The organism is Rhodococcus sp. RDE2 (assembly GCF_020885655.1).
Taxonomy (GTDB): domain Bacteria; phylum Actinomycetota; class Actinomycetes; order Mycobacteriales; family Mycobacteriaceae; genus Rhodococcus; species Rhodococcus pyridinivorans.
In genome coordinates this window covers 330,950-348,603 of sequence record NZ_AP025186.1, presented here as the reverse complement: position 1 = coordinate 348,603, position 17,654 = coordinate 330,950, and the positions used below count along the sequence as shown (strand labels likewise).

15 protein-coding genes are annotated in these 17,654 nt (G+C 69.9%); 11 read left to right on the top strand and 4 right to left on the bottom strand.

All coding sequences use genetic code 11. The features are described from left to right. The first annotated feature begins 130 nt into the window (after positions 1 to 130). Entirely contained in the window at positions 131 to 1,729 is a 1,599-nt protein-coding gene (locus LPH33_RS01605) for an FUSC family protein (protein ID WP_229566850.1), read from the top strand. Positions 1,730 to 1,768: 39 nt separating this feature from the next. On the opposite strand, the gene LPH33_RS01600 is transcribed toward LPH33_RS01605, so the two are convergent. Next, on the bottom strand, positions 1,769 to 3,346 hold the full coding sequence (locus LPH33_RS01600; RefSeq protein WP_106200745.1) for a hypothetical protein: 1,578 nt from the start codon (positions 3,344 to 3,346) through the stop codon (positions 1,769 to 1,771). Positions 3,347 to 3,674: 328 nt separating this feature from the next. On the opposite strand from LPH33_RS01600, the gene LPH33_RS01595 reads away from it, so the two are divergent. Continuing rightward, positions 3,675 to 5,147, top strand: coding sequence for an MFS transporter (locus LPH33_RS01595; protein ID WP_229566848.1), 1,473 nt, complete (start codon positions 3,675 to 3,677; stop codon positions 5,145 to 5,147). Here LPH33_RS01595 and LPH33_RS01590 read toward each other — a convergent pair. Continuing rightward, the gene (locus LPH33_RS01590) at positions 5,134 to 6,786 is read right to left on the bottom strand and encodes a PucR family transcriptional regulator (protein WP_229566846.1); all 1,653 of its coding nucleotides are present in this window, start codon (positions 6,784 to 6,786) and stop codon (positions 5,134 to 5,136) included. The two genes, LPH33_RS01595 and LPH33_RS01590, sit on opposite strands and share 14 nt — an antisense overlap. Positions 6,787 to 7,114: 328 nt before the next feature. Here LPH33_RS01590 and LPH33_RS01585 point away from each other — a divergent pair, with 328 nt between their 5' ends. The 8 genes from LPH33_RS01585 (at position 7,115) to LPH33_RS01550 (ending at position 13,881) form a co-directional block, all read left to right on the top strand. After that, positions 7,115 to 7,564: a GlcG/HbpS family heme-binding protein gene (locus tag LPH33_RS01585; RefSeq protein WP_006552488.1), complete on the top strand. Its 450-nt coding sequence runs from the start codon at positions 7,115 to 7,117 to the stop codon at positions 7,562 to 7,564. A gap of 40 nt (positions 7,565 to 7,604) precedes the next feature. Continuing rightward, positions 7,605 to 8,324, top strand: a complete 720-nt coding sequence (locus LPH33_RS01580; RefSeq protein ID WP_006552489.1) for a TenA family transcriptional regulator — start codon at positions 7,605 to 7,607, stop codon at positions 8,322 to 8,324. 69 nt (positions 8,325 to 8,393) lie between these two features. Further along, positions 8,394 to 8,795: a Rieske (2Fe-2S) protein gene (locus tag LPH33_RS01575; RefSeq protein ID WP_420714470.1), complete on the top strand. Its 402-nt coding sequence runs from the start codon at positions 8,394 to 8,396 to the stop codon at positions 8,793 to 8,795. After that, positions 8,792 to 10,018, top strand: a complete 1,227-nt coding sequence (locus LPH33_RS01570) for an NAD(P)/FAD-dependent oxidoreductase (RefSeq protein WP_229566845.1) — start codon at positions 8,792 to 8,794, stop codon at positions 10,016 to 10,018. Before LPH33_RS01575 ends, LPH33_RS01570 begins: the two co-directional genes overlap by 4 nt. Then, a complete protein-coding gene (locus LPH33_RS01565) occupies positions 10,015 to 11,469 on the top strand; it encodes an aldehyde dehydrogenase family protein (protein ID WP_088899625.1) in 1,455 nt (484 codons plus the stop codon). Before LPH33_RS01570 ends, LPH33_RS01565 begins: the two co-directional genes overlap by 4 nt. Positions 11,470 to 11,508: 39 nt before the next feature. Further along, positions 11,509 to 11,865: a Rieske (2Fe-2S) protein gene (locus LPH33_RS01560; RefSeq protein ID WP_006552493.1), complete on the top strand. Its 357-nt coding sequence runs from the start codon at positions 11,509 to 11,511 to the stop codon at positions 11,863 to 11,865. Further along, complete coding sequence (locus LPH33_RS01555; protein WP_229566843.1) at positions 11,862 to 13,460, top strand: gamma-glutamyltransferase family protein; 1,599 nt, start codon at positions 11,862 to 11,864, stop codon at positions 13,458 to 13,460. The genes LPH33_RS01560 and LPH33_RS01555 overlap by 4 nt, the downstream gene beginning before the upstream one ends. Further along, positions 13,450 to 13,881, top strand: a complete 432-nt coding sequence (locus tag LPH33_RS01550; RefSeq protein ID WP_229566842.1) for a RidA family protein — start codon at positions 13,450 to 13,452, stop codon at positions 13,879 to 13,881. Before LPH33_RS01555 ends, LPH33_RS01550 begins: the two co-directional genes overlap by 11 nt. 99 nt (positions 13,882 to 13,980) lie before the next feature. Here LPH33_RS01550 and LPH33_RS01545 read toward each other — a convergent pair whose 3' ends face one another. Both LPH33_RS01545 and LPH33_RS01540 read right to left on the bottom strand, forming a co-directional pair. Then, positions 13,981 to 14,559, bottom strand: a complete 579-nt coding sequence (locus tag LPH33_RS01545; protein WP_088899627.1) for a DUF2231 domain-containing protein — start codon at positions 14,557 to 14,559, stop codon at positions 13,981 to 13,983. Between the two features lie 71 nt (positions 14,560 to 14,630). Then, the gene (locus tag LPH33_RS01540; protein WP_229566840.1) at positions 14,631 to 16,874 is read right to left on the bottom strand and encodes a DNA polymerase III subunit gamma and tau; all 2,244 of its coding nucleotides are present in this window, start codon (positions 16,872 to 16,874) and stop codon (positions 14,631 to 14,633) included. 131 nt (positions 16,875 to 17,005) lie between these two features. Here LPH33_RS01540 and LPH33_RS01535 point away from each other — a divergent pair, with 131 nt between their 5' ends. Continuing rightward, on the top strand, positions 17,006 to 17,653 hold the full coding sequence (locus LPH33_RS01535; RefSeq protein WP_229566839.1) for a PadR family transcriptional regulator: 648 nt from the start codon (positions 17,006 to 17,008) through the stop codon (positions 17,651 to 17,653). Position 17,654 lies beyond the last annotated feature (1 nt).

Below are 17,654 nucleotides of genomic sequence, written 5' to 3'. Positions count from 1 at the left end.
AATTCGAACGCCGACGAATTACCCGTCGAATATTCCGTCGGGAAATTCGACGGACCGACCCAGTGACCTGCGCCTCATGCGCGCCTGCCGACGGGAAACGCCGGCCCGCCGGTTCCTAAGGTGATACGACGTGGCGGAAGCGAGCGGAGATCATCGGGTCGTCGACCTGCCGCTGCCCACGCCCGCCCCGTTGCGGACCGCGATGCTGTCGGTTCCGCGGCAGGGACGCCGGTGGCCCGGCGCCGCACGCGCAGCCGCCACCGTCGCGGTACCCGGTCTCGTGGGCGTCGCCCTCGGATTCGGCGCCGTCTCCGCCATCGCCACACTCGGCGCCTTCGCCGTCGTCTACGGCGAGCAACGCCCCTATCGCGTCCGTGCCCGAGCGGTCGCCGTCATCGGGACGGTGCTCGTGACACTGGCGACGATCGGCGCCCTCGCAGGCTCGGTCGTCCACCACGAGCTGGCCACGGGCGGGTCGGCGTGGTGGTACCTGCTGGTCGTCGCGGCGATGACTGCGACCGTCGCGGGGTGCGCCTTCGTCGTCGACGCGCTGCGGATGGGTGCGCCCGGCGCCTTCCTGATGTTGTTGTCCCTCGAGATCGCGTCCGCTCTCCCCGCGCTGGGAGTGTCCGTCCCGACGGTCTCTGCCTGGACGGCGATCGGCGCGGGGACGGCCGTCGTGGTCTCCCTGTCCGGCGCCCCGTTCCGGCCGCGAACTCCGGAACGCACCGCGGTGGCCGCTGCGGTCGCCGCCGTCGACGCGGTCCTCGAGGAGAACTCACCCGGCAATCGCCGCGCCGCGGTCCACGATCTACACGCGGCCTGGCAGTGCCTGCACGACGCCGGCCTCGTCGATTCGGGGCATCCGCTGGAGCAGACGCTGCGCGCGGCGCACCTCCGATGTGCGGAGACACTGGACGAGCGCCCGCGGGACGAGGCGGTTCCCGAGGACGATCTGCGACTGCGGACCCCGCTGCGACGCCCCTCCGTGCGGTACCGCCTCGCACGCGCCGCGCACCTGCGCAGCCGGTCGGCGACGATCGCCGTGCGCCTGCTCGTCGCGGGGCCTGTCGCCGGGACGATCGCCATCGCGCTGGGCGTCGGACGCCCCGACTGGGCGGTCATCACGGCCGCGATGATCCTGCATCAGGGACCGGACCGGATCCTCGGCTCCTACCGGGCGGCGCACCGCTTCCTCGGCACCGTGCTCGGACTCCTCCTGGTGGCCTCTCTGACGCCCTTCCATCCCGGTGGGGTCGTCCTCGTCGCGGTGCTGGCCGCGGTGATGGCCGGCACCGAGATGTTCCTGGTGCGGAACTACGGCCTGGCGATGGTCTTCATCACCCCGCTCGTCGTCGTCCTCGGTGGTTTGGGCGCCCCCGGCGATCTGGTGACGGTCGCGCGCGATCGGTTCCTCGAGACCGTCGTCGGCGTCCTCGTCGCGCTCGCGGTGCTGTGGGGTGTGCTCCCCCGGGCCCACCGCCGCGTCCTCGTCTTCGCCGACGGCCGCGTCCGCGACGCCGTCACGAGGATCGCCGCGTCGACGGACGCGCGCGAACTGCCCGAACTGCGCCGCGACCTCGAGTTCGACCTGCACGCCTCCACCACCGCGGCCGTCATCGCCGCGCACACCGAGCCGGCGTGGACCCGGGAACGCTGGACCGAACATCGCCGACTCCACGAACTCGGCTACCGGATCCTGACCCTGCCGGAACGACCGGGCCCCTGAAGCAGGGACCCGGTCGCTTCGTCGGAACACGCGCCGTCGTCAGAACACCAGGACTGCGAAGACGGTCGAGAGGATCAGCCCCGCCATCACCGGCAGGAAGCATTTGCGGGCGAGATCGAGCACGGGCACCCGGGCGAAACCGGCCACCGCGACCAGCGAGGACCACGCGATGATGACACCGCCACCGGCCCAGATGTTGCCCATCTGACCGATCGCCGCGAGCGTCGACGGGTCGACGTCGACGGCCGGGCCGAGAGCACCCGACAGCGCACCGGTGAGGGGCAGTCCGCTGAATCCGGACCCGTCGAGTCCGGCGACGAGGCCGATGAGCAGGATGCCGAAGGACGTGACGAAGGCGTTCTGCGGAAGGTGCGCCTGCACCGTGGTCACGAGGTCGAACAGGATCGCCGGGCCTGCGGCGTCGGCGGAGATGCCGAGGATCGGTCCCGCGAACTCCGGATTGCCGATGAAGAAGAAGCCGGCGATCGGGAGGACGCAGCCCATGGCCTTGAAGGCGAAGACCAGGCCGTCGACGAGATGGTCCGAGGTGGTCTCGAGGAAACCTCCGCGGTCGGTCGACGCTGCGGCGGCGAACAGGATCAGCGCTGCGATCCCACCCACGATCGCGGCGGCGTCACCACCCTGCAGCGGCGGTACGACCTCGGTGAACTTGCCCAGCGTCAGGTAGACGATGAACGCGAGGTAGGCGAGCGGCACGAGCATCGCGAACGCCTTCGCGGTACCGCGGCGCTCCTTCTCCGCTTCGGTGTCGGGGTCGGCGATCGGATCGGACGGCGCCACGAGCACCGCCGTGGCCGTCGCCGCCTGCTCTCCGCCACCGCCGCTGGGGCCGCCGGCGGGTTCCGGCCGACGCGGAGGACGGGAGCCGCCCCCGTCGCCCGAGGAGTCGTCACGGGTCTCGCCGATGCCGCGGTCGGCTTCGGCCTCCCACTCGACGAGGAGGTCGGGGGACGGTGCACGCCAGTGCCGCTTCTGCAGGAGGTAGGTGATCAGCAGAGCCGTGCCGCCGACGATCAGGGACAGGACCATGGCCTTGTCCGCCACGGCGTCGGCCTCGACGCCGGCAGCCGATGCGGAGATGCCGGGCGCCACCTTGATGATGTAGTCCGAGGACAGCGCCATGCCCTGACCGCAGATCGCGATGACCATGCCCACCGACAACGGGGACATGCCCGCGCGGATCGCCACGGGGATGAGCACCGCGCCGACGAGGGGCACGGCCGGGGTGGGCCAGAAGAACAGGGAGATCACGTAGGTGACCGCGGCCAGGACGAGGAAGCTGCTGGTGCCCGCACGCATGACCCGCCGGAACGGCGCGACCATCATCCGGTCGGCGCCGAGCTGGCGCAGCGCGCCGAGCATGGCCGTGACCATCGCGATGATGAGGAAGATATTGAACAGTTCCTTCGCCGCGACGAGGCTCGCGTTGAAGATGGCCGACAGTCCCGTGACGATGCTGCCGGAGAACGTCAGGGCGGTCAGGAAGGTTGCGACGACTGCAGGAACGACGATGTTCTTCCGCAGGGCCATGGTGGCCAGGATGACGAGGATGCCGGCCAGGTAGACCCAGTGCGCGGCGGTGAGTTGTACGTCCAAGGCGATTCCTTCGACAGGGGGTGGAACGAGTCGGGCTGTGTTCGTGGACGGTGAATGGGGAACTCGATGTATTGGGGGGAACTTTCCGCTACGGCCCGTGCTCGGTCAACGAGAACGGTGCACATTGCCCGCCACGCTAGCTGTGCACTGTGTTCCACTTTTGCAATTTCGTAACGACGCGGCGCTCGGATGTGAAATATTGCTACGAACATGTGTCGCGCGCTCGCCGACGCCCCCACGACGTCGCCGAATGTGCACTCTGCACCGGTTCCTCCGGATCCGATGTGCACATCCACCCCGCGATGACGATGCATCCGACCGTAGCGCAGTGCGAAAGTGGTTCGACGGCACGAACCGTGCCGTGCAGTTCCCCGAGGTTCCGGAGAGTTCGATGACCACTCGCACCGATACACCGGCAGCGCCGGCAGCCGAGACGGATACGGGTACTCCCCTGGCACTGTCCGCTCTGCTCGCCGGAACCCTCGTCGGGACACTGAGCAACAACATCATCAATGTCCCACTGCCACAGATACTTTCCGACTTCGACGCAAGCCTCGAAGACGGCGCACTACTGGCCGTCGGCTTCCTTCTCACTTTTGCTGCGGCAATGCCCCTTGCAGGGTACATCGGTGACCGATACGGTCGGCGTCGCGTCTACTGCGGTGCCCTGCTCGGCACCGCGATCTGCGCTGCCGGAGCCGCGACCGCGCCGACCCTCGAGATCCTCGTGGTCTGGCGCGCCCTCGGCGGAGTCGCGGCGGCCGCATTCGCTCCCGCGGTCATGGGATTGATCGCGTGGCTGTTCGGCGCGCACAGACGCGCACGCGCGGTGAGCGCGTGGGCCACCGTGAACGGACTCGGTCAGGCCATCGGCCCCACCTTCGGCGGTTTCGTTGCGGGACATTGGGGTTGGCGATGGGTTTTCGTCCCGATGATCCCGATTGCACTGATCGGACTGGCCGGAACGCTGCGCTGGATCCCGATCTTCCCCGGACGCCGGATGACCCTCGACGTGCCCGGTGCGATCGCACTGACGCTCGGTTCCGCCGGAGTCGTGCTGGGACTGAGCATGTTCGGACAAGCGGGTGTTCCCACGTCCGTCGCGGGGATCGCACTGGCCGTCTCGATCGTCGTACTGGTCGGTTTCGTCGTGCACTGCCTCCGCGCGGACGTGCCGTTCGTCGACGTCCGGTTGCTGGTCGAGAGCAGGTTCGCGCGGAGCGCAGCCGCCGCCTTCGCGCAGATGTTCTGCCTGGGCGCGGCTCTGCTGGCGGTGCCGCTGCGGTTGCACGCGACGGGCGCGTCGACAGCCACGGCCGGGGCCATCCTGTTCGCGCTGCCCGCGGTCATGGCGGTCCTCGCACCGGTCGTCGGCCGCACCGTCGACCGCGTCGGCGCACGGCGGATACTGCGGGCGGGACTGGTGGTGCTCCTCGTCGGTCAGATCGCGCTCGCCGTCGTCCTCTCGGCGGACGAACCGCGCCTGTGGCTCGTCGCGACCGTCCTCGCGATCGCCGGCGCCGGTATCGCCGCCGTGCAGACCCCCGCGGCCGCCGGCTCGACGCGTTCTCCGGCGGGCGAGCGCGGAACGGGGCTGGGAGTGTTCAACCTGATCCGGTTCGGCGGCTCGGCCGTCGGGGCGGCGTGGGTGACCGTCGCGCTCGGTTCGTGGACGGTGGGACCGCTCTTCGCGGTGTGCGCCGTGGTCGTGTGCGCGGGGTTCGCCGCGTCGTTCCTGGGGGCCGACCCCGAGGATCACGTCGCGACCGGCTCCGAGTCGACCGCTCTCAGCGGTAGTTGATCTCGTTCTCGACCGAGGTGCGCAGCCGGTCGAGAAGCTCGAGGCGAACGGCGAGCCAGGCCGTGAACTGGTTCTCCGGCAGCCGGACGTCCATCCCCATCGCGCGGGAGATCCGGTCCAGCTTCGACAGCATCGTGTTGCGGTGCACCGACAGCTCCCGCGCCGCCGCGTTGACGTTCCCGCCGGCCGCGAGATAGGCCGACAGGGTGTCGTACAGGTCGGTGCCGGGCTTGAGCGACCCGAACACGTCGCCGACGAACCTGCGGCTGCGATCGGTCTCGGCGACCAGCTCGAGCACGCCGTAACCCCGCAGGTCGCGGTACGCCACCGAACCCGACATGCCGAGCCGCTGCCCGATGCCGAGTGCCACACGGGCCTGCCGGTAGCTCTCGCGGATCTGGTCCGCGCCGACGGCCGGAGCGCCGTGGGCGACGGGCACCGGGCGCACGCGCCGGCGGGACAGGTCCTGCGACACCGCGTCGGCGTATTCGGCGATCTCGAGTTCGACGTCGCGCGGGTCGCGGTAGCGGAGCGACCGCACCACCACCAGGACGTCGCCGATCACCGTGACGTACGAGCGCACCGACGGATGGGGCAGGACGCTGGCGGCGTACCGGGCCAACCGCAACAGTCCACCGGATTCGTCGCCGCCCGGGCCGGCCGGGTTCTCCCCGTAACCGGGCGCGACGAAGACCGCGAACGACGAGGTGAGGTCGATGTCGTGGTACTCGGCGCGGGCCTGCATGTCGTGCTGGCTGGTGAAACTGCCGTGCACCAGCGCCTGCACGAAATCGCCGCGGGCCCGTTCCTCGGCCTCGTCGACGCTGCGTTGCCGCAGCATCTCCGACCCGATGATCGCCGTCGCCTGTTCGGTGACGACCGCGTGCTGGGCCAGTTCGTGCGGTCCGGGAGACGCGCCCGAGGCGAGAACGACCACCCAGCCCTCGAACCGTTTGCCGAGCCGGATGGTGCTGGCCGTGCACGTCCAGGGTGCGCCTCCGACGACCTCCTCCAGCACGCGGGTGTCGTGGTGCGCGTGACGATCCGCGGCCGTCACCGTCGACAGCTGCTTGTGCAGGATCCCCGAGATCTCTTCCGCCCGAGCGGCATCCACACCGTGGAAGGCGACGGCCTGACCGCGCGCGTCGAGCGCGATCGCCGGATGCTGGGCGAGCGCCGAGACCTCCTTGACGAGCAGGTTCAGTCCCGCGCCGCGGTGCAGCAGGCCGGCGAGCGTCGAGTGCACGTGCGCGGAATAGCGCATGACGTGCACTTCCTGCATCAGCGACCGCTCCGCGAGCAACCGGTTGAGTGCCGCGAATCCGACGGGCAGGTCGAGTTCGATCACCACCAGTCCCGCCGGCCAGGACACTCCGGCGGGCACCGCGCCGTCGACGACCAGTGCCGCCGCGTCGCGGGCCGCGAGCGCGGACAGGGCGTGCGCACTGTCGGCCAGTGCCTCCGGCCGCATGTACACGGCGACACCGGTGAGATCGTCGAATCGGCCGACGACCTCGCCGAACGGCAGCACCCAGGTGAGCGCCCGGTCGAGATCGGCCTCCCGATCCACGACCCGGGCGCCCTCCATGAGCGGTTCGTCGAGCAGTCCTCGGACTGTCAGACGCGGGCTCGATTCCATGGGGACCTGCTTCCATCGGGAGCATCGGCGGGCCGTGAGGGGGTGGACCCGTTGACACCGTGGCGGTGTGCACTTTCTACACCAGTTACCAGAGTCATGCGTCCCAGACACATGTGCACTGTGTACACCGAATCCCGAAAACAACGGTGATCTTGACCGTCCCCATCGGCGCACGGCCCTGTTAGAAATGAGCCACGCCGGACACACCGCTCCACCGCTCCGGCACCCGCCGACACTTCAGCGACGCGGCATCGGCGGGACGCACACGGATCCCGACGCGGACCAGGAATCGTCCGACTCTCCGACCCGACTTCGAAAGTGGAGACCAATGCATCGAATCCACCGCATCACCCTCGACGACGCACTCCCCCTGCTGGCCGCCGGCCGCGCGAAGGCCGAGGAGATCGGCGTGAAGCAGACCCTCTGCGTCTGCGACGAGAGCGCGAACGTCATTGCTCTGCACCGGCTTCCCGGCGCCCGCCTCACCGGCGTCGAGATCGCCATGGCGAAGGCGTTCACCGCCGCCGGCCACGAGCGCGCCACCCACCTGTTCAACGAGGGTCCCAACGGACCCGCCCTCCCCGGCAACGAAGCATTCGGCATCAGCCACATGCTCCCCGGGAAGTTCGCGATCTTCGTCGGCGGCTTCCCCCTCGTCTACGACGGACAGATCGTCGGCGCCGTCGGCATCAGCGGCGGCAACGGCGAGCAGGACAAGGCGGTCGGCGCCGCCATGATCGCCGAATTCGAAGCTCTGACCTCCGCGATCAACGCCTGATCGCATCCCCCGCACGACCTCCTCATCGAAAGGCATCATCATGACCGAACTGCTCGGACGCGACGAATTCCGCGCCGCACTCGAAGACGCCATCAAGGGACGCGAGGCGAAGAACGCATCGTTCAGCAAGGCGTGGGCCGAGGGCAAGCTCGAGAAGCACCACTTCGCCCGGTGGGCCGAGAACCACTACCACTACGTCGGCCCCTTCGCCGACTACCTGGCGAACATCTACTCCAACACCCCCGATCACTTCACCGACGCCAAGGACTTCACCCTCCAGAACATGTACGAGGAGGAGCTGGCCGACATCCGGCACACCGACCTGCTCATCAAGTTCGCCGAGGCGTGCGGCACCACCAAGGAGCGCGTCGAGGATCCGAACAACATGAACGCGGTCACCCGCGGACTGCAGGCCTGGTGCTACGCGGTGTCGCAGCGCGAACACTTCGTCGTCGCCACCGCGGCCCTGGTCGTGGGCCTCGAATCCCAGGTGCCGAGCATCTACAAGAAGCAGATCGTCCCGCTCCGCGAGGTGTACGGCTTCACCGAGGACGAGATCGAGTTCTTCGACCTGCACATCACCTCGGACGTCGTGCACGGTGAGCGCGGCTACCAGATCGTCCTGGACTGCGCGGACACCCCGCAGCTGCAGCAGCGCTGCCTGCAGCTCGTCCGCTGGGGAGCGGAGATGCGTTTCTCGTACACGAAGGGCCTGTACGACACGTACGTCGCCCCCGATCTGGAGCTGGCGTCCGCCTGATCCGATGCGCGGGAGCGGAAGTCGCTCGCGGCTTCCGCTCCCGTTCTCGCACACGAGCGAAGGAGAAGCATGTCCACCGAAATCATGGGCAGCGGGACCCCCGGCACCGACACCGCCGCGGAGTCCCCGACCTGGGTCGCCGTCGCCACGGTGAAAGAGGTGACCCGCCGCCGCAAACTCCGCGTGGAGGTCGACGGCCTCGCGATCGCACTGTTCCATGCGAACGACCGCATCTACGCCTTCGCCGACCTGTGCATCCACCAGGACCGTTCGCTCGTGAAGGGCACGCTCCTGCACGGCCGGGTCATCTGCCCCGGCCACCAGTGGCGCTTCGATCTCGAGACCGGATACGAAGAGGACCAGGACCTCTGCCAGCCGGTCTATCCCGTCCTCGTGCGCGACGAGACCGTCCTCGTGGACCTCACCCCGCGTCCGGCACCGGCCGCATCCGGAAAGGAGTGCACGGCATGACCGTTCGCACCGTAGTCACAGTGGGCGCCGGCCAGGTCGCCGCCGTCGCCGCACGCACCCTGCGCCGCCGCGGCTTCGACGGACGCATCGTGCTGCTCGGCGACGAGCAGCACGCCCCCTACCAGCGTCCGCCCCTGTCGAAGGAATTCCTCGCGGGTCGTGAAGGAATCGACTCCCTCGCACTGCTGACCCGGAAATGGCTCGACGCCAACGACATCGACATCCGCACGGGCGTGTCGGTCCAGCGCATCGACACCGCGACCCGCACCGTCGAGTTCGACGGCGGCGAGATCGCCGCCGACGCGATCGTCCTCGCCACGGGCGGACGCCCCCGCACCCTCGCCACCACCGGTTCCCGGCCCGATCTCGTCCACTACCTGCGCACCCTCGACGACGCGACCGCCCTCGCAGCCCGCCTGACCCCGGGTTCGAGTCTCGCGATCGTCGGCGGCGGCTTCATCGGACTCGAGATCGCCGCGACCGCACAATCTCTCGGGGTGACGGTGACGGTCCTCGAACAGGCCGAACACCTTCTCGGAGGCATCCTCGGCGAGCAGGTCGGCCGGCACTGCGCCGAACTGCACCGCCGCAACGGTGTCGACCTGCGCACCGGCACGGGCGTCGCGTCGGTGACCACTTCCGATCGCGGTGTGCGGATCGAGACCACCACCGGCGGGATCGTCGAGGCCGACGCCGTGGTCGTCGGCATCGGCATCGTCCCCAACACCGACATCGCGGCGGCGAGCGGACTCGCCGTCGACGGCGGGATCGTCGTCGACGCCACCGGGCGCACCTCGGTCGAGAACATCTACGCGGCAGGCGATGTCGCGAAGCGGTTCTCCCCGCGCGAAGGCCGGCACGTGCGCGTCGAACACTTCGACAACGCGAACCGCCAGGCGGCGGTGGTCGCCGACACGATCGTCGGGCGGCAGTCGCTCTCCGACGACCCGCACTGGTTCTGGTCCGATCAGTACGACTCCAACATTCAGTTCGCCGGATCAGCCTCCGGAACAACCGAACTCGTCGTCCGCAGGGACACCGACAGTGGAGAATTCTCGGTCTTCTACCTCGCCGGCGACGTTCTGACCGCCGCCTTCGCGATGGACCGCGGCGAGGACATCATGGCGGCCCGCGAACTCATCGGCCGCAGGGTCGACGCAGCGCTGCTCGCCGACGAGGACACCGATCTGTGGGAGATGTACGAGGAGGTCGAGCCCGCATGACGATCACCGGACTGAACCACATCGACGGCAACTGGGTACCGGCCGCCTCCGGCGCGGTCTTCGAACGCCGCAACCCCGCCGACGAGACCGATCTTATCGGCACCTTCCCGGACTCCGACGCCATCGACGTCCGCAACGCCGTCGACGCCCTCGACAAGGCCGCACCCGAATGGGCCGCCACCCCGCCCGAACGTCGCGCCGCGATCCTCGAGGCAGCCGCCGACCATCTCGCGGCACGCTCGGCCGAACTCGTCGACGAACTGATCCGCGAAGAGGGCAAGACCCGAGCCGAGGCCACGATGGAGGTGAGCCGCACCCCCATGAACCTGCGCTTCTACGCAGGTGAGGCACTGCGCGCCACCGGCGCGACCTTCCCCGGTCCGGGCTCCACCACCGTCTACACCGTGCGCGAACCGATCGGGATCGTCGGTGCGATCACGCCGTGGAACTTCCCGCTCAACATCCCCTCCCGCAAGCTCGGGCCCGCGCTCGCCGCCGGCAACACGGTGCTGTTCAAGCCGTCCGAGATCACCCCGCTGATGGGACAGCGACTCGTCGAGGCCCTGCTCGCCGGTGGTCTGCCGGCCGGCGCGATCGCACTCGTACAGGGCGACGGCAAGGCCGGTGCGGCAGTCTCCGGCGACGAGCGGATCGCCGCGGTGACCTTCACCGGGTCCACCGAGGTCGGACGCGCCATCCACCGCAGCGTCGGCCCCGACCGGCGCGTACAGCTGGAGATGGGCGGCAAGAACCCCGTCGTCGTCCTGGACGACGCCGATCTCGACGCGGCGGCCGCACTGATCGTCAAGGGCGCCTTCGGACTGTCGGGCCAGGCGTGCACCGGCACCAGCCGTGTCGTCGCCGTCGACGCGATCCACGACGAGTTGCTCGAGAAGGTCGCCGAACGCACCCGCGCCCTGCGGGTGGGACCGGGTTCGGGTGCCGCCGTCGATGTCGGCCCGCTCGCGAGTCGCGGTCAGCTCGACAAGTTCCTCGAGTACGTCACCATCGGCACGGACGAAGGCGCACGGCTGGTGTGCGGCGGCGTGCGATGCGAGGACGACACGCTGCGTGGCGGATTCTTCGTGCGGCCCACGGTCTTCGCGGACACCGCACCGGGGATGCGCCTGCTGACCGATGAGATCTTCGGCCCGGTCCTGGCCTTCCAGCGCGCCGGTTCCTTCGACGAGGCCCTCGCCCTTGCGAACGACACCGCCTTCGGGCTCAGCGCCTCCGTCGTCACCCGGAGCCTGTCCGCCGCACAGCGATTCATCGCAGGGTCGCGGACCGGACTCGTGAAGGTCAACCAGCCCACCACGGGAATGGCCATGAACGCGCCGTTCGGCGGCTACAAGCAGTCGAGCACGCAGACCTTCAAGGAACAGGCCGGCCCCACGCTCATGCAGTTCTACCAGTCCGAGAAGACCGTCTACCTCTCCCCCGACGCCTGACCGGCGACACCGACCCTCGACAAGCCTGGAGGAAAGACCATGGAGTTCAAGCGAGTGGCCCGATCCGGGCAGGTGCCCGAAGGCATCGTCCGCCGGTTCTACGCCGAGGACTACGAGTTCGCCATCTCCCGACTGGACGGCAAGGCGTACGCCACGTCCAACTACTGCTCACACCTCGACTGCCTGCTGTCGTCCGGCAAGCTCGTCCAGGACGGCATCGGATGCTCCTGCCACGGAAGCGCATTCGACCTCGAGACCGGCGAGCCGATCTGCCCGCCGGCCACCGAACCCATCAAGACCTATCCGTGCGAGGAGCGCGACGGCGAGATCTTCGTCGGGATCGACCCCGCCGAGCCGCCGGAAGGACCCCGTCGACGTCGGATGCGGTCGGCATGACCCGGCGCGCGACACGACCGGCGACGCTCGCGACCGGAGGCATGGTCGCGTCCAGTCATCCACTCGCGAGCCTCGCCGGGGTCCGCGTCCTCGAGGACGGTGGCAACGCCGTCGACGCGGCCCTGGCGATGGCAGCGGTCACCTGGCTGACGCTACCCGGCCAGTGCGGCATCGGCGGTGACGCGTTCGCCGTGGTCCGCGAGCCCGACGGGTCGGTGTGGACCGTCAACGGCAGCGGTTACGGACCCGACGGCGGCACACCGGACTTCTACCGGGAGCGGGGACTCGACGCGATCCCGCTCGACGGGGCGCTCGCCGTCGCCGTCCCCGGCGCGCCCGCCGCGCTGGCCGCACTGCACCGGCGGGGAGCGAGCAGGTCGCTGCCCGAACTGTGGGCGCCGGCAGCCCGGATCGCCGAGAGCGGCCTGCCGTGCTCGGCGAAGACCCGGACCGATGTGCAGGTCGCGCTGCGTGCGATCCGCGGCGACGCCGGACTCGCCTCGGTGTACACACCGGGCGACCACGTCCCGCGCCTCGGCGACGTGCTTCCCCAGCCCGATCTGGCCCGCACGATCCGTGCGCTGGCCGAGGATCCGGGCTCGTTCTACACCGGCACGCTCGCCGAGCGCTGCGTGGCTACGCTGCAGGGGGGCGGAGCACCGTTCAGCGGCGACGAATGGCAGGCCGGGGCGGCAGTGGACGCGGAGGCGGCTCTCACCGGCACCTATGCGGGGCACGTCGTGCACCAGACCCCGCTCCCGACGCCGGGATGGATGGTCCTGCACCAGGCCGCCCTGTGCGACGACGCGCTCGGTACCCACCCTGTGCTCGGCGCGGCGTCGATCGACCGGATGGCCCGCGCGGCCACCGTCGCCTTCGAGGACAGGCTCCGCTGGTGCTCGTCGGACAACGACGGGGTCGCACGGGTGCTCGAGCCCGCGAACATCGCAGCCGGTCGCGCACGGATCGAAGAGCGTGCACTCGCCGAGGCCTTCTCGGTCTCCGCCGGGGACACGACGTCGTTCGTCACCGTGGACTCCGAGGGGCGGGCGGTGTCGTTCATCCATTCGCTGGCGTTCACCTTCGGAGCGAAGCTCACGGTGCCCGGTACGGGCATCGTGCTCAACAACCGACTCGGTCGCGGTGCCTACCTGATCGACGGGCATCCGAACGAGGTGGCGCCGCGCCGCAAGCCCCTGCACACGCTCAACGCGTGGATCGTCACCGACTCGGCGGGCGAACTGCGGCATGTGGGCAACACGCCCGGCGGCGACGGGCAGGTGCAGTGGAACATGCAGTTGCTGTCGCACCTGCTCGACCACGGTCTCGACCCCCAGGAGGCGGTCTCGGCGCCGCGCTTCACCGTCTTCCCGGGATCGGACGCCAACGTGCTCGGCGAACCGACCGCGTTGCGGATCGAAGGCGACGTCGCCGACGGCGTGTGCGACGAACTGCGCGAACTCGGTCACCGGGTGGAAGTGCTCGAACCACTGGGCGCAGACGGAAGCGCACAGGTGATCTCGATCGACGACCGCGGAGTGCTGTCCGGAGGCAGCGATCCACGACAGGAGGGGGTGGCGCTGGGTGTCCTCTGACATTGCTGCTGTTGCACCTCGGCCGCAGGGCCGGTACGTCCCGGCCGTGCTGGCCGGTGACACCGTCCGCACGGCGGGCATGACCCCGCGTCGCGACGGCGAACTGATCCTCACCGGACGGGTCGGCGCGGAGGTCACCGTCGAACAGGCCCGGGCCGCCGCGGTCGTCGCGGTGGGCAACGCGTTGGCGGCGATCCGCGCAACGGTGCCGGAGGGCACGTCGTTCCGGCCGGTCGAGATGGTCGTCTACATCGCGAGCGCGCCCGGCTTCGTCGACCTGTCGGTGGTCGCGGACGGCGCGTCGGACGTGATCGAACGCGAACTCGGTGTGGACGCACTACCGGCACGCACCGCAGTCGGCGTCCACACCCTGCCCGGTGGAGCGCCGCTCGAGATCGCGCTGACCGCCGTGTGCCGGTAGGCGGGGGTTCACAACCGAGAAACGAGGCTCACAACCCTGGTGGTCGACCCTCAGGGTTGTCAGCCTCCTCTGTGGGTTGTGAACCTCGGCGACGAACGCTCAGCGCTTCGCGCCGATGTCCTCGAGTTCGGCTGCAAGATCGACGCTCTCGGACGGTCGCTGCCACCGATACACTCCCCCGCCCTGGGCGTAGGAGAGGTGACCGCCGAGGGCACCACCGACACCGACGGCGCCGAGACCGATCAGGGTCCACACCGTCCCCGCCCGGTCGTGGCGGGCACGTCGCGCGCGATAGGACGTCGCCATGCAGATCACCCCGATCGCGTTCGACACGGCGTGCACCGCGCCGACCCTGCGCTGAGGGACCTCCTCCAGCGTGGAGAAGTCGGTGTACCCGGTGACGATCGTCGGGACGGCCGCGCCCAGTCCCAACGCGACGAGTCGCCGGGACGCGGTGCGCTGCCCGGGCAGCGCGTCCAACGCCGCCGCGGACACCCACGACCCGATCGGGACGGTGACGAGAAGGGGATGGACGGGGTGTCCGAGCCAGGAACCTCGGAGCAGGTCGTCGACGACGGAGCCGTCGAGGACTCGCCGTATGCGCTGCGCGATGCGCTCGGCGGGCCGATCCACAGCGTCGAAGGATTCGACGGCGCGCAGGAGTTCGTGCAGGTTCATGATGAGGCCATACCCGTCGACAGCAGAGACGAATCGCCGACGCGGTCGATGCGACCTGGGACTCGGTACGACTACTTCTCGTCGAGCGGTTTCGCTCCCAGCACGTCCTTGAGCAGCTCGATCGCGACTTCCTCCGGATCGCGGCGCGTCGACGGGTCGCCGGGCGTGGCGGCCTCGGCGAACATCTCCTCGACGTCCGCCTCCGTCATCTGCGACGGGTCGGGCGGCGGCGCGTCGTAGCCCGAGCCCGGATCGTCGGGAAGGTCGGGCGCTTCGGGCGGCGGAATGTCGTCGACGTTCTCCGCGGACGGACGTGTGAACGTCGGAGCAGCCGACGGTGCCGCCGCCGGTCGCTGCGGTGGGGCGGGGGCTTCGACGGGAGCGGGCGCCGCGGCGTTCTTCGCCTGACTCGGCCGGGAGAAACGCGGTTGACCCGCCGGACGCGAATTCTTCTCGGGCGCCGGGGTTCTGGCAGGCGCCTCCGCAGCAGCGGAACCGTGGACGCAGGTGACCTCGAACTCCCCGCCGAAGACCGCCTTCAGCGCATCGGCGATGACCGTGGCGTTGCGCGCGTCGGCGAGTCGCTTCGCGAGCGGAGCGGAGTCGTGCACGAGCACGACGCGGGTGCCGTCGACCGACCGCACGGTGGCGCCCGAGAGCATCACTTCGACGGTGCGGCTGCGTTCGCGGACCTTCGCACGCACCTCCGACCACACACCCCGCATCTGGGCCGCGTCGGGACCGCCTGTCGCGCGGGCGGGTTCGGGTTCGGGTTCGGGAGCAACCGGCTCCTCGGGGGCGGGCGGCGGAACCTCCTGCGCGGCAACCTCGTCGGGCACACTCTGCGGCTGCGGCGCCTCCGGGACGACGGGAGGTTGCGCGGCGGCGGGAGACGGCGTCGGGGTCGGTACCGGCTGGGCCGGTTCGGGCTGCACCGGTTCGTGCTGGGCAGGGGGTTGCTGGGCAGGAACTTCCGGTTGCGGCTGCGCGGCCTCGCGGGGCTGAGCAGTCTCGGTGGACGGTGCGGCAGGTGCCACCTCGGCTGCCCGGCGCTGGGAGGGACGCTGGAAACGTGCCGCGGGTTCGTCGGGCGAGATGGGCGGTGCGGCAGGCGCGGCGGGTGCTGCCACCGGCTTCGGCGCGGCACCTCCGACAGGAGCCGCGACGATGCCCTGTTCGAGTCGTTCGAGACGTTGCAGGACAGCAGTTTCCCCGTCGGACGCCGCGGGGAGCAGCATGCGCGCGCACATCACCTCGAGCAGCAGACGCGGCGACGTCGCACCGCGCATCTCGCCGAGCCCGGCGTGCACGATCTCGGCGTAGCGGGTGAGGGTGGCCGGGCCCAAGCGGGTCGCCTCGTCGCGCATCCGCTCGAGGACGTCGCCGGGTGCGTCGACGAGTCCGCGCTCGGCGGCGTCGGGGACGGACTTCATGAGGATGAGATCGCGGAGGCGTTCGAGGAGGTCGACGGCGAAGCGACGCGGGTCGTGCCCGGCGTCCATGACCTTCTCGACGGTGCCGAACAGCGCCGCGCCGTCGCCGGCCGCGAGCGAATCGACGGCCTCGTCGATGAGCGCGACGTCGGTGACGCCGAGCAGCGACAGGGCGCGCTCGTAGGTGACACCCTCGGGGCCGGCACCGGCGAGGAGCTGGTCCATCACCGACAGCGAGTCGCGGGGGGATCCACCGCCGGCACGGATGACCAGCGGATAGACCGCGTCCTCGACCGGCACGTTCTCCTGGCCGCAGATCTGTTCGAGCAGACCCCGCATCGCCGTGGGAGCGAGGAGCCGGAAGGGATAGTGGTGCGTGCGCGACCGGATGGTGGGCAGCACCTTCTCGGGCTCGGTGGTCGCGAAGACGAAGATGAGGTGCTCCGGCGGCTCCTCCACGATCTTGAGCAGGGCGTTGAAGCCCTGCGTGGTGACCATGTGCGCCTCGTCGATGATGAAGATGCGGTAGCGCGACTCGGCCGGAGCGTAGAACGCGCGGTCGCGGAGTTCGCGGGTGTCGTCGACACCGCCGTGGCTCGCGGCGTCGAGTTCGGTGACGTCGAGGTTGCCTCCACCGCCCGGGCCGAGCGACACGCACGACCGGCACGTGCCACACGGCGTGGACGTGGGGCCGGTCTCGCAGTTGAGCGAGCGGGCGAGAATTCGGGCCGAGGACGTCTTGCCGCATCCCCGAGGACCCGAGAACAGGTAGGCGTGGTTGATGCGGCCCGTGTCGAGCGCCGTGCTGAGGGGCACGGTGACGTGCTCCTGCCCCACCACCTCCGCGAAGGTCGCAGGTCGATACTTCCGGTACAGAGCCACGCGCCGAGCGTACCGGCGGCTCCCGACATGCACGGAGGTCGGTCCGTCGACATCTGTGGCCGAGACCACTCTTGCGTTAACGATATATCGAGATCTATCGTGATCGTATCGACAAAGAAGGAGACGCACAGATGCGCACCCACGAACATCCCCGCGGCCGTCGCCGCGCTATGCACGATCGAAATCTCCCCGGCGGCCCGTTCCGCGCCGACGGACCCCGCCGTCGCGGACACCACCCGCACGACGACGAACCCGGCTTCCACCCGCACCGCGATGGCGGCGGACGGGGACGCGGAGGCCCGCGAGGAGGACGACGCGGCCGAGCACAGCGAGGCGACGTCCGCGCGGCAGTCCTGCGCCTGCTCGGCACCGAGCCGATGCACGGCTACCAGCTCATGGAAGCGATCGCCGAACGGACCGGCGGCGCCTGGCGCCCCAGCCCCGGCGCGATCTACCCGACGATCTCCCAGCTCGAGGACGAAGGACTCGTCACGGTCGAGAAGGAGGGCGGACGCAAGCTCGTCTCACTGACGGACGCGGGCCGCACGTACATCGACGATCCGGGGAACGAACTCATCGACCCCTTCGCCGGTCACGACGCCGATTCCGGCGCCCCCGACCTGCGACTCGCACTGCGCGAACTGCAGGTCGCGACTCGGTCGGTCGCCATGAGCGGTTCCGACGCCGAGGTCGCCGCGGCACACGCGGTCCTCACCGAAGCCAAGAAATCCCTCTACCGGATCCTCGCCGGGGACACCGACACGTCCGATCAGGAGTGAA

Coding starts and splice junctions, on each gene's coding strand:
- LPH33_RS01545 (WP_088899627.1), bottom strand. CDS start 14,559: ATGAACCTGCACGAACTCCTGCGCGCCGTCGAATCCTTCGACGCTGTG.
- LPH33_RS01560 (WP_006552493.1), top strand. CDS start 11,509: ATGGAGTTCAAGCGAGTGGCCCGATCCGGGCAGGTGCCCGAAGGCATC.
- LPH33_RS01565 (WP_088899625.1), top strand. CDS start 10,015: ATGACGATCACCGGACTGAACCACATCGACGGCAACTGGGTACCGGCC.
- LPH33_RS01555 (WP_229566843.1), top strand. CDS start 11,862: ATGACCCGGCGCGCGACACGACCGGCGACGCTCGCGACCGGAGGCATG.
- LPH33_RS01590 (WP_229566846.1), bottom strand. CDS start 6,786: ATGGAATCGAGCCCGCGTCTGACAGTCCGAGGACTGCTCGACGAACCG.
- LPH33_RS01585 (WP_006552488.1), top strand. CDS start 7,115: ATGCATCGAATCCACCGCATCACCCTCGACGACGCACTCCCCCTGCTG.
- LPH33_RS01570 (WP_229566845.1), top strand. CDS start 8,792: ATGACCGTTCGCACCGTAGTCACAGTGGGCGCCGGCCAGGTCGCCGCC.
- LPH33_RS01535 (WP_229566839.1), top strand. CDS start 17,006: ATGCGCACCCACGAACATCCCCGCGGCCGTCGCCGCGCTATGCACGAT.
- LPH33_RS01580 (WP_006552489.1), top strand. CDS start 7,605: ATGACCGAACTGCTCGGACGCGACGAATTCCGCGCCGCACTCGAAGAC.
- LPH33_RS01575 (WP_420714470.1), top strand. CDS start 8,394: ATGTCCACCGAAATCATGGGCAGCGGGACCCCCGGCACCGACACCGCC.